This window comes from Hymenobacter sp. DG01 (genome assembly GCF_006352025.1).
In the GTDB taxonomy this organism is placed as follows: domain Bacteria; phylum Bacteroidota; class Bacteroidia; order Cytophagales; family Hymenobacteraceae; genus Hymenobacter.
In genome coordinates, this window is record NZ_CP040936.1 from 3,112,415 (window position 1) to 3,124,685 (window position 12,271).

Sequence of the window (12,271 nt, forward strand, 5' to 3'; positions counted from 1 at the left end):
CGGAACTACTCTAAGCTGGTGGCATGAACCGTGGTAGGAGCTGTAGCCTGCCAGAAATGGCCGCCCCCACCCTGGTTGGTCTTTCGCTTCACGGCGTTCTGGCTTTCAAAGAAAGAAGCGTTCTGAGCCGGAATCTGCCAAACAGTGCGGTCAGCCGATGCGGAAGCTACGTGGCTCTGCTGGGTCAGCTTGCCGGCAACTACCAGCGAGATCATAAGAACAAAACGAAGTAAAGATTTCATAGTAATCTACCTGATGATGACAGTCCCGGTTAGAGGCAAATTTTAAGCCAACCAGCCAGTTATGAGGTCTGAAGCTGGGATAAAGAGAAAAAGGACAAAATTTTATCAGCCCGTAGCTAGCCTACCCATCCGAATCTTCCTGCACGAGGGAGAACCATTTAAAATTCATATTTCAGAATATTACCCTCCCGTGCACTCAGCCTCGATTTTTTGGAGCCGGCTGCCCAATGCGGGGGCAAAGATCGGAATACAACTTCAGAAAAACACCCATTCCGCGTTAAGAATATATGATATCGACCTTTGCCGGAAAGAGCCTGCATAGGTGCTTCACAAATAATCGGAGTACTGCTGAAGTTAGGTACCTTTGGAGAATCCTGTTTTCACCTGGCTTTCTGTTCTACTTAACCGCTTTTCTTCGTGCGCTTTTCTTTTCTGATTGCCGCCGGGCTAACGCTGACTAGCTTTCTGACGGCGCCAGCTCCGGTAGTGGCTCAACGAGTTAAATCGGGGCCGTTTAGCTACCTGCCCGAGCGGGCCGACGACCGTTATAACCAACGCGTAACCCGCAAGACACTGGCCCTACCCAGCGGCGGCTTTGTAATCCTGGCGCATAAGTCGGCCACGGAGTACGCGGTAGAGCGGTACGATGCCGACCTTAAACGGCTATGGGCTACTTCCCTACCCCTGAGCGCCGGCGAAACCATCGACGCCTTTGCGCAAAGTGCCGGCCAGGCGACTGTTGTTGTGCATTCGGTGGGGGCCGCCCAGCAGCTCAGTGCCTACACCATTGACTTGGCTACCGGTCAGAAGTCGGCTGCCAAAAAGCTCCTGGAAACCGGCCCGCGCGACCGGCGCCCGGGTGCGGCCTTCTCGGCTGATGGCACCAAGCTGGTAGTATGGCGCTACCTCACCCGCGAGGAGCAGATCCGGGCCATCAGTGCCGTGGTGTACGATGAGAAGCTGCAGAAGCTAAAGGAGCGTACTTATGACTTCCATGACCAGGGCGGCTTTTTCTCGACTACCGTGCACGTTGGCAACGACGGCTCCCAATTTGTGACCTTGGTGAGCGACGGCATGAAGAAACTGGCCGTGCGCCGCTACCGCAACGATTCGCCGGAAGTGAAAGTCATGTCGGTTTCCGTAGGGGGCACGTTTGGGGGCAAAGAGGTAAACGTGTTCGACTCGCGCTTTGCCCTGCAACCCGACAACACTCTCTACGCGGCGGCCATCTGTAATGAGCGGGAAACCGGCCTGTACTACAGCCTGAAGGTGGTGAAGTTTGATTTCTCAGGCGAAGGTGAAATGAAATTTGCCCCGGAAGTTAAGTTTACGCCGGCCTATCTGCAGGAGGTAAACCAGGCAACGGCTACCACTGCCAAACGCCTGGAAGACGTGTACCTAACGGACCTGCTCATCACTGATGAAAAGCAGCTGGTAGTGGTGGGAGAAAAGAAATACGAAGAAGGCGGCGACGATTCGCCAGGCCATACCCGCGAGTTGCACTTATTCGGGTACAACGAGTTCCAGACGCCTACCTGGCACCGCATTATCGCCAAAGACCAGGTGGCACCCGCCGCCGAGGGCTTCAGCAGCATCAGCTACCGCGCCGCCCTGTTTGGCCCGGAGCTGCAGGTAGTGACCTGGGAGAAAATCAAAAACAAGTCGGACCTGTACCTGCGCCGCATAAACGCCCTCAACGGCACAGTACAGCCCCCAAAAAGCCTCGGCCTGAATGTAGCTTCGGACCAGAACCCGTCCTATGTAAAGGACTTCACCTCTTGGCTGGACCCCAAAACCATCATCGGAGTAAGCCGTCCCAGCAAAAAATCGGCTGCCCTGATGCTGAACAAGATTGTAGTGAAGTGAATCGCGGATTGACGCAGATTCTTTGGGATGCGCGGATTATGGTGACGAGGCTTATCCTGACATAAGCCTAAAAACAAGTAAGGCTTGCCATATGGCAAGCCTTACTTGTTTTTGCTTTTCTGGATACCCGGTGGTGGTCACCGAAACTCGCGTAATCCAGCAAACCTGCGTCAATCCGCGACTTAGAAAGCGTATTCGTTGGCGGCAATCAGCACATCGGCAATGCGACGACGGGCATCTTTGGCGTTGAAGAGGTCGGCTTTGGTGAAGCGCTTCAGGCCCATAGACAGCAAGCGCTGCTCATCGCCTTCGGTCATGGACGCAATAGCGTCTTTACCGAACTTCTGCACCTGATCCACGGTGTCGTAGAGGTACACGCGGGCAATGTCGATTTGGGCGGCCAGAGCCTCCTCACCTTTCACGCCGGCTTCCTTTTCTACGCGCAGCAGCACGCTTTCAGCAGTGTACACCTTGATGGCCATGTCGGCGATGTTCATGAGTACTTCCTGCTCTTTGGCCAGGGAGTTCATGTACTTCTGTACTGCCGTGCCGGCTACCATCAGGATGGCCTTCTTCAGCTTGGCAATGGTCTTTTTCTCGGCGGCGAACAAGCCGGTTTCCTCTTCTACATTGAAGTCAGGAATAGCCATCAGCTCCTGCTGCACGGCCTGGGCGGGGCCCATCAGATCCAACTCGCCTTTCATGGCCTTCTTCAGGATCATGTCAACGGCCAGCATGCGGTTGATTTCGTTGGTGCCCTCGAAGATGCGGTTGATGCGCGAATCCCGATAAGCGCGGTCCATGGGGTAGTCGGCCGAGAAGCCGTAGCCGCCGTACACCTGTACGCCTTCATCCACTACGTAGTCAAGTACCTCCGAGCCTTCTACCTTCAGAATGGCGCACTCCACGGCAAATTCGCGAGCGGCACCCAGCAGGGCTTCGTTGTGGCTTTGACCTTTGGCCAGCAACTCCTGCTCCATACGGGCAATGTCCATACCGGCGCGGTAAATAGCCGATTCTACGGCGTAGATACGCACGGCCTGCTGGGCCAGCTTGTACTTGATAGCACCAAACTTGCTGATGGGCAGCTTGAACTGCACCCGCTCGTTGGCGTATTTCACGCTCAGGGTAGCCGCCATTTTTGTAGCGCCCAGGCAGGCAGCGGCCAGCTTAATGCGGCCGATGTTCAGGATGTTGAAGGCAATCAGGTGGCCTTTGCCAATTTCGCCCAGCACCGCCGATTTCGGCACTTTCACGTCGGAGAGGAATACCTGGCGGGTAGAGGAACCCTTGATACCCATCTTGTGCTCCTCGTTGCCGAGGCTCAGACCGGGAGTGTTTTTCTCCACGATGAAGCCCGTGAACTTGTCGCCGTCCACCTGCGCAAACACGATGAACACGTTGGCAAAGCCACCGTTGGTAATCCACATTTTCTGGCCGTTGAGCACGTAATGCTCGCCGTCTTCGGTCAGGATGGCTTTGGTTTTGGCACCCAGGGCGTCGGAGCCGGAGCCAGGCTCCGTGAGGCAGTAAGCCCCCATCAGCTCACCGCTGGTCAGGCCGGGCAGGTACTTGGCTTTCTGCTCCTCGTTGCCGAAGTACAGAATGGGCAGCATGGCAATACCCGTGTGCGCCGCAAAGGCAACCGGGAACGAGTGGCCACCGCCTACCCCTTCGGTTACGCGCAGGGAGGTAGTGAAGTCCATGTCCAGTCCGCCGTACTGCTCCGGAATGCTTACCCCAAACAGGCCCAGCTCACCGGCCTTTTCCATGAGGTTACGCATCAGGCCTTCCTCATGGTTGTCAAGGCGCTCCAGCAGGGGCTGCACCTCTTTCTCCACGAAGTCCAGAGCCGTCTGGTGCATCATGTTCTGCTCCTCCGAAAAATCGGCGGGGGTAAATACGTCCTGAGCGTCGGTTTCTTTGATGATGAACTCGCCGCCTTTCACAAGCTTGTTGGTTACTTCCATGACCGGGTGAGATGTTGGAATTAAAAAATCGATGTCTAAAAGAGAAAGAAGATGCTCGGCATACCTACTACTTGGCTGCCACTAGCCCCTTCTGTGTGGGATACCGAAAGATAACAAATTATGTTATGCTTGCCGAGTACTTTGTGAAAAAGAAACCCCGAAGGTCGGGGTTCCTAATCTTTAGAAGCAGAACAGCTTACGTAAGTATCTGGTTCTGAAAATGGAGCGTATCCGGCGGTCGGTGTCGTGGGTCGAGTGAGTTTTCCATTTGAAAACGCTGCCACGCTTTCGGAGCGACGCACGCCACCGACGGCCGGATACGCTGCCTGCTTACTTCAGCAATTCGTAGATACCGGCTACGCCCTGGCCGCCACCCACGCAGGCGGTTACCATGCCGTATTTCTTATTGCGTGCACGCAACTCATGGAAGAGCTGGATGCTGAGCTTGGCGCCGGAGCAGCCTAGTGGGTGGCCTAGCGCAATAGCACCGCCGTTCACGTTTAGTTTGCTCTCATCAATGTTCAGCTCGCGTACAATGGCAATTGACTGCGAAGCAAATGCTTCATTCAGTTCAATCAGGTCAATGTCCTCGAGCTTCATGCCGGCCTGCTTTAGCGCCTTCGGAATAGCCTTGATCGGGCCCATACCCATGATGCGCGGATCAATACCTTCGGTGGCGTAGGTAATCATACGCGCAATAGGCTCGAGGTTTAACTCTTTCACCATGCGCTCCGACATCACGATGACAAAAGCTGCTCCGTCGGAAGTCTGGGAAGAGTTACCAGCCGTTACCGAACCGTTAGCGGCAAATACCGGACGCAGCTTAGCCAGTGCCTCAACGGAGGTATCAGCACGTGGGCCTTCGTCGGTGTCTACTACAAACGAGCGGTTTTTCTTTTTGCCAGTGGCCTGGTCGAGGTAGGTTTCCTCTACCGTGATGGGCACAATCTGCTCCTTAAACTTGCCCTCCTGAATGGCTTTGATAGCCTTCTGGTGCGAGTTGTACGCGAACAAGTCCTGGTCCTCGCGCGATACTTTATAGTCCTGCGCTACAGCTTCGGCCGTGAGGCCCATACCGAGGTAATAGTCGGGGTGTTGCTGAGCCAGCTTGTAGTTGGGCACCGTTTTCCAGCCTACGGTTGGCACCATGCTCATGCTCTCGGTGCCACCGGCCACGATGCACTCAGCCATACCAGCGGAAATTTTGCTGGCGGCCATAGCTATAGTTTCCACGCCGGAGCCGCAATAGCGGTTCACGATAAGGCCCGATACGTTTATGGGCAGCGCCAGCAGCGAAATCAAACGGCCCATTTGCAGGCCTTGCTCCGCTTCCGGTACCGCGTTGCCTACCATCACATCGTCGATGCGCGTGGGGTCAAGGGCCGGAACGGAAGCTACCAAGTGCTTGATGACGTCGGCGGCGAGGTCATCGGGGCGGGTGAAGCGGAAACCGCCGCGGGTGGCTTTGCCAACGGCCGTGCGGTAACCAGCTACGATATATGCATTCATTGTAGTGAGTCTTTTAAGAGTGGGATTGCAAAAGCCCGTTCGTCAAGTGGAGTAGCTCAGATTTTCTCGCGCAAATCGACATTGCTCGCATACTCCCTCTTCATCGAGAGCTAGTGGTGGAAACATGTTCTTGATGTTAGAAGAAGCAAACGTTCCATCAGGCATATCTGGATTGTAGCCTTCTGTTTGGCAAAATCTACATTGCTGTATCCACTTGCGCAGCTTTGGATACATAGTTATGTAATCCTTTCCGCCTCTATGTCTATTAGCTCCCATAATCGAACAGGAACTGTTATTTCTAGTTCCGCAGCGGTTTACCAGTGGTCAGAATCGACTGAATTCGCTCTAGCGTTTTCCGCTCGCCGGTCAGCGAGAGGAAGGCTTCACGCTCCAGATCCAGCAGGTACTGCTCCGATACTTCGGTTGGGCTGCTCAGGTCGCCGCCGCACATGATATAGGCCAGTTTGTTGGCAATCTTCACGTCGTGGTCGGAGATATAGCGACCTTCCTTCATGGCGTGCACGCCGGTCAGGAACATACCGAGGGCGCCTTTGCCCTGCACCTTGATGTTGGTTTTCTGCACCGGCTGGGTGTAGCCATCTTCGGCTAGCTCAATGGCAGCGGCCTTGGCTTGCGCGATGACGCGGTTGCTGTTCACCACTACCTCGTCGCCGCGGCGCAGGAAGCCCAGGTCGAAGGCCTCAGCCGCGGAAGTCGAAACTTTGGCGGTGCTGATAGTCATGAAGGTGTTGCGGAGCAGATTGTACTCTGGCTCTCCTTCTTCGTACTTGGCCGCGGTGCGCAGGGTCATTTCCTTGGTACCACCGCCACCGGGAATCAGGCCTACGCCGAATTCCACGAGGCCCATGTAGGTTTCCGCAGCGGCCACTACCCGGTCGCAGTGCAGGTTCAGCTCGCAGCCGCCGCCTAGGGCGAGGCCGTGCGGAGCGCCTACCACCGGAATGCTGCTGTAGCGCATGCGCATCATGGCCTGCTGGAACTGGGCAATCATCAGGTTCAGCTCATCGTACTCCTGGTCCAGCGCGAACATGTACACAAGGCCCAGGTTGGCACCCGCCGAGAAGTTCGGTGCGTCGTTGCCAACTACCAGACCACGGAAGTCCTTTTCGGCAATTTCCACACCTTTCAGCAGGCCCTGAATTACATCGGAGCCCAGCGCGTTCATCTTGCTGTGGAACTCCACGTTCAGGATACCGTCGCCGAGGTCTAGCACCGAAGCACCGGCATTTTTCCACACCACTTTGCCGGTGGCGCGCAGGTTATCGAGGATGATGAAGTTCTCAACTCCCGGAATGGCTTTGTAGGCCTTGCTCTCGATGTCGTAGAACTGCTTCACGCCCTGCTCGCTCACTTTATAGAAGGTAGCATTGCCAGCGGCCATCATCTCCTGAACCCAGGGAGCAACAGTCTTGCCTTCAGCCTGCGCCAACTCCAGGCCTTTCTGTACGCCCAGAGCATCCCAGGTTTCAAACGGACCCATTTCCCAGCCGAAGCCAGCGCGCAGGGCGTCATCAATCTTGAACAGGGAGTCGGTGATTTCCGGAATTCGGTTGCTCACGTAGGCAAACAGCCCCGCGAAGGTCTTGCGATAGAAATCAGCGGCTTTGTCTTTGCCGGCTACCAGCACCTTGAAACGGTCCGCCAGCTTCTCAATCGGCTTAGTGGTTTCCAGGGTGGCGAACTTCACCTTGGCGCTAGGCTTGTACTCCAGCGTAGCGAGGTCGAGAGCCTGAATTTCGGACTTGCCGCCTTCGCCTTTTACCTTTTTATAGAAGCCCTGGCCGGTTTTGTCGCCCAGCCACTTGTTCTCGGCCATCTTCTTGATGAAGTCAGGCAGCTGGAACACGGCTTTGGCTTCGTCGTTCGGCAGGTTTTGGGCGAGGCCGTTGGCCACGTTAATCATCGTATCCAAGCCTACCACGTCGGAAGTCCGGAACGTGGCTGACTTCGCGTGACCGATAACCGGACCGGTGAGCTTGTCCACTTCCTCCACCGACAGGCCTAGCTGGCTCATCACCTGCACCACGTCCATGATGGCGAAAACGCCCACGCGGTTAGCAATGAAAGCGGGCGTGTCTTTGGCCAGTACGGTGGTTTTGCCCAGGTACAGGTCACCGTAATGCATCAGGAAATCCACCACCGACTGGTCCGTGTCCGGAGTCGGGATGATTTCGAGCAGCTTCAGGTAGCGCGGCGGGTTGAAGAAGTGGGTGCCGCAGAAGTACTTCTTGAAGTCGTCGGAGCGGCCCTCCGTCATCATATGAATCGGGATGCCGCTGGTGTTGCTGGTGATGAGCGTGCCGGGCTTGCGGTATTGTTCTACACGCTCAAACAGGCTCTTTTTGATATCGAGGCGCTCTACTACTACCTCAATCGTCCAGTCGCAGCCAGCAATATCCTTGAGGTTGTCGTCGAAGTTGCCGGTCTTGATGCGGCTGGCGTCGGCTTTGCGGTAGAGCGGCGAGGGGTTGGCCGCCACGGCTGCCTGCAAGGAGCTGTTTACAATGCGGTTTTTAACCGCTGGGTTGTCCAGCTTCAGGCCTTTGGCTTCTTCGGCGGGTAGCAGCTCTTTCGGCGCGATGTCGAGCAGCAGCACTTGTACCCCGATGTTGGCGAAGTGGCAGGCAATGCGCGAGCCCATCACACCGGAGCCCAGTACGGCTACTTTTTTGATGGTACGATTCATTCTTGGGGAGGAATGAGTGGGTGAGAGATGAAAGAAACACGGTTGGCTGTCAGCAGATTACCGCCAGCTTACTATCAACTTACTCGTCATGCCGAATTCATGGAAACACGAAGGCTTCTTCCGGCCTGACAAGCAAAACGCTCCAACCCTCCGGCTAGGCCGGCGACTCGGAGCGCAGGGGCTTCAATTTGAAATCGTCGAAGAGCACTTTGCCCTCAATCATGCCCGTAATCTGGCTAACCACCTTAAAGAACACATCGAGCTGAGGCTGCGGGATTTTTTCGCGCACCTTCTGGTTGAAATGGCGCACGGTTTGGCGGGAAATTTCCTTTTTCTGCAGCCCTTCTTCCGTCAGAAAAATGCGCACCGACCGTTTGTCCTGAGTGTCAGCCTGCTTATAGATCAGGCCTTTCTCTTCCATGGACCGCAGAATTCGGGTGAGGGAGCGGGTTTCCAGCCCCAGCAAAGGCGCTATCTTGGTAGCCGGCGTTCCGTTTTCCTGGTCGATGTTCAGCAGCACGAAGCCGATGCTCGTGGTGATGTCGTGCTTGGCCGCCTGCGTGTTGTACATGCGCGAAATGGCGTGCCAGGCAACTTTAATGTTATAATCGACGGTTTCTTCGGGTGTCATGGGTAGGAACTGCAAGTCCGGTAAACATACAGAAATATGTTATGCTTGCATACTAAGTTACGCAAAAAAAGTTTGGCGTTTTCTGCCACGGAGGCGCCCTTCGGGCTGCTACCTTCGACCATGCCAAGTGTAAAACAGCCCCGGCCGCTCTCATGAAGCAACCAGGGCTGATTTTATGGCTTTACCGCAGTACGCTGCCGAAGCTTAGTGCTTTTCGGCGTGCTGGTAGAGGCTCTCAATGAGCTCTTTGTTGTTCTGGGTTATGATTTTGCGCTTCACTTTGAGGGTAGGCGTCATCTCACCGGTTTCCACCGTCCAGAGCTGGGGCAGGAGCCGGATTTTTTTAACCTGTTCCCACTGCGCGAAGCCGCTGTTGTACTTGTGTACAAGGTCCTCGTACATCTTTACCACCTTCTCGTTCTTCACCAGCTCTTCGTTGGAGCAGTTGCAGTCCACGCCGTTGCGCTTGCACCAACCTTTCAGGTCGTCGAAGGAAGGAATGATCAGTGCCGAGGGAAACTTCTGACCGTCGCCGACCACCATGCACTGCTCCACCAGCGGCGACTCTTTCAGCTTGCCTTCAATCACCTGCGGGGCAATGTACTTACCGCCCGAGGTCTTGAACATCTCCTTCTTGCGGTCCGTGATTTTAAGGAAGCGGCCGTCCACTATCTCGCCAATGTCACCGGTGTGGAACCAGCCTTCCTCATCGAACTCCTTGGACGTCAATTCGGGCTTGTTGTAATAGCCTTTCATCACCGATTCTGAGCGAGTCAGAATCTCACCATCGGGAGCAATTTTCACCTCCGTGTTGTCGATGATGGGGCCCACGGTGCCAATCATGTTGTTCTCCCGCTCATAGCCGCCTACGGCAATTACCGGCGAGGTTTCTGTAAGGCCGTAGCCCTCCATTACGGGAATACCCGCCGACCAGAATACGCGGGCCAGCCGGGGCTGCAGGGCGCCGCCCCCACTCACGATGCAACGCAGATTACCACCCAGGGCTTCGCGCCACTTGCTGAAAATAAGCTTGTTGGCCAGGGCCAGCTGGGTGTTGTAGAAGAAGCCGTGGTCTTTCTGGTTGTCGTACTTCAGACCCAGGTTCAGGGCCCAGAAGAACAGCTGCTTTTTCACGCCTTCCAGCTCGTGGCCTTTGGCTACAATCTTATCGTACACCTTCTCCAGCAGGCGCGGCACGGTGGTAAAGATCTGGGGGTGTACCTCGCGCAGGTTGTCGGCAATGGTTTCCATGCTCTCGGCGTAGTAAATGCTCACGCCGTTAATGAGGTAGATGTGGGTTACCATCCGCTCGAAAATGTGGCAAAGCGGCAGGAAGCTCAGGGCCTTGTCGTTCTTTGTGACGGGCACGAAGCGCTGGGCGTTGCGGCAGTTGCTGAGGATGTTGTTGTGCGTCAGCATCACGCCCTTGGGCTGGCCGGTGGTGCCCGAGGTGTAAATGAGCGTCAGCAAATCATCGGGCTGCACAGCGGCTTTCAGGGGCTCCAGGTCGGCGGGGTTGCCCTGCTTGCCCAGCTCCAGCAGCTCGGAGAAATGGCGGGCTCCTTCTACTTTATCGAAGGTGAAGATATTTTCGGCGGGAATATTCAGGTCCTGCGTAGCCTCCCGGACTTTGTCCAGCAGCTTTTTGTCGGACACGAAGATGGCTTTCACACCGGCATCGGTGAAGATGTACTTGTAGTCTTCTACTGTGATGCTGGGGTACATGGGCACGCTGGTAGCGCCGAGCTGGGAGATGCCGAAATCGGCGAACATCCACTCCGGGCGGTTCATCGAAATCAGCGCTACTTTATCGTCTTTCCCCACGCCCAAAGCCCGCAAACCCAAGCTGACCTGGTTGACCTGTTCCACTACGGAATCGGTGCTGATGGGCGCGTACTGGCCGTTTACTTTGGCGGCGAAACAATCGGGCTTGTTATACTTCTGCTGAAGCTGGGGCAGAATATCGAAGGTGCGACGTATATCCATACGGAGAGAGGGCACGGTGGTGGGAATAGCGAACAGAGAGAGGTCTTGGGGCCTGCTGCCCGGCGCCTAAAAGGAAGCTGAGCAGAAAACGCTGCTTAAATAACGTTTTTTTCGCGGGAAAGCTTTCATCCGGGGCAGAAAGCCGGTAGGGCCGTGGCCCGGTTTTGCGTAGCTTTGTCGGAGTCCGCCTCCTTCGCGCACGATGAATCTGGCCATCTTTTTTGATCCGCTTACTGAAGAACTAGTCGGGCCCACCACGGCCCCAACCACGCTGGCTGCCTACGTCTCGCCGTTTCTGGATTCCTTTCCGGACTGGCGGGCCGCTGATCTGGCGCTGATTGGTCTGGACGAGTGGCGGGGAAGCGCGGCGGGTGCCCCTGCTACTCATGGGGCCAATAACGTCCGGCGCCGGTTTTATCAGTTGCAGAAAGGAACCGGGGTGGTGCGGCTGGTTGATTTGGGCAATCTACGGCCGGGCCTAACCCTGGAGGATACCTACCAGCGCCTGCGCGAAATTATTGCGGCCCTACTCGAGCACAACACCGTGCCCATTCTGCTGGGCGGCTCCCACGACCTGGACTACGGGCAGTTTCTGGCTTATGAAACCCTGGACCGGGCCGTGAGCTTTGCCACCGTAGATGCGCGCGTGGACATGGCCGAGCTGGAGGGAGCCTGCCCCGAGGATAGCCACCTGCGGCGCATGCTGCTGCACGAGCCCACGTTCCTGTTCAACTTCGCTCAGCTGGCCCATCAGCAGTATCTGGTAGCCCCCGATGTGTTGGCCGCCTTGGAAAAGCTGCACTTCGAAACCCTGCGCCTGGGGGCTATTCATGCCGATGTGCGCCAGGCCGAGCCCCTGCTGCGCCAAGCCGATTTCGTGAGTGTGGATGTGGCGGCCCTGCGCTGGAACGATGCCCCAGCGTACTGGCCCGCTAACCCCTTCGGGCTTACCAACGAGGAAGCGGCCCAGCTGGCCTGGTATGCCGGCCACAACGACACGCTGACTTCTTTCGGCATCTACGGCTACCGCCCCGACCACGACCCCCACGGGCTGGCGGCCGCTACCCTGGCCACTATGCTCTGGTATTTTGTGGAGGGCTACTACCACCGGCGTCAGGAAACCGATTTCCAGAGCCGCCGTTTTATGCGCTATGCCGTAGGGCTGCCGGGCACTCCAGCCAAACTGGTGTTCTACAAAAGCAAGCGCACCGAGAAATGGTGGCTGGAAGTAGAAAGCCTGGCCGATAGTGACATCAAGCGCATTGTGCCCTGTAGCTACCAGGACTACCTCCGCGCCGCCCAGGGCGACCTGCCCAACCGCTGGATTCTGACGCAGGCGTTGCTGGGCTAAAAGCTACCT

The 12,271-nt window shown here is 56.2% G+C and carries 8 protein-coding genes; 2 read left to right on the forward strand and 6 right to left on the reverse strand.

The features are described from left to right. Window positions 1–5 precede the first annotated feature (5 nt). A complete protein-coding gene (locus FGZ14_RS13205; RefSeq protein ID WP_139924707.1) occupies window positions 6–215 on the reverse strand; it encodes a hypothetical protein in 210 nt (69 codons plus the stop codon). Window positions 216–659: 444 nt separating this feature from the next. Between FGZ14_RS13205 and FGZ14_RS13210 the strand changes: the two genes are divergently transcribed. Continuing rightward, entirely contained in the window at window positions 660–2,108 is a 1,449-nt protein-coding gene (locus FGZ14_RS13210) for a hypothetical protein (RefSeq protein ID WP_139924708.1), read from the forward strand. Window positions 2,109–2,290: 182 nt separating this feature from the next. On the opposite strand, the gene FGZ14_RS13215 is transcribed toward FGZ14_RS13210, so the two are convergent. The 5 genes from FGZ14_RS13215 to FGZ14_RS13235 form a co-directional block, all read right to left on the reverse strand. Beyond that, window positions 2,291–4,078, reverse strand: a complete 1,788-nt coding sequence (locus FGZ14_RS13215; protein ID WP_139924709.1) for an acyl-CoA dehydrogenase family protein — start codon at window positions 4,076–4,078, stop codon at window positions 2,291–2,293. 330 nt (window positions 4,079–4,408) lie between these two features. Then, window positions 4,409–5,587 carry an acetyl-CoA C-acyltransferase gene (locus FGZ14_RS13220; protein WP_139924710.1) on the reverse strand — a complete coding sequence of 393 codons (1,179 nt, stop codon included), beginning with the start codon at window positions 5,585–5,587 and terminating at the stop codon, window positions 4,409–4,411. A 298-nt stretch (window positions 5,588–5,885) separates the two neighbouring features. Continuing rightward, window positions 5,886–8,294, reverse strand: a complete 2,409-nt coding sequence (locus tag FGZ14_RS13225; RefSeq protein WP_139924711.1) for a 3-hydroxyacyl-CoA dehydrogenase/enoyl-CoA hydratase family protein — start codon at window positions 8,292–8,294, stop codon at window positions 5,886–5,888. 154 nt (window positions 8,295–8,448) lie between these two features. Then, a complete protein-coding gene (locus FGZ14_RS13230) occupies window positions 8,449–8,925 on the reverse strand; it encodes a MarR family winged helix-turn-helix transcriptional regulator (protein WP_139924712.1) in 477 nt (158 codons plus the stop codon). Window positions 8,926–9,129: 204 nt separating this feature from the next. Next, window positions 9,130–10,911 carry a long-chain fatty acid--CoA ligase gene (locus tag FGZ14_RS13235; RefSeq protein ID WP_139924713.1) on the reverse strand — a complete coding sequence of 594 codons (1,782 nt, stop codon included), beginning with the start codon at window positions 10,909–10,911 and terminating at the stop codon, window positions 9,130–9,132. A 202-nt stretch (window positions 10,912–11,113) separates the two neighbouring features. On the opposite strand from FGZ14_RS13235, the gene FGZ14_RS13240 reads away from it, so the two are divergent. Continuing rightward, window positions 11,114–12,262, forward strand: a complete 1,149-nt coding sequence (locus FGZ14_RS13240; protein WP_139924714.1) for a formimidoylglutamase — start codon at window positions 11,114–11,116, stop codon at window positions 12,260–12,262. Window positions 12,263–12,271 lie beyond the last annotated feature (9 nt).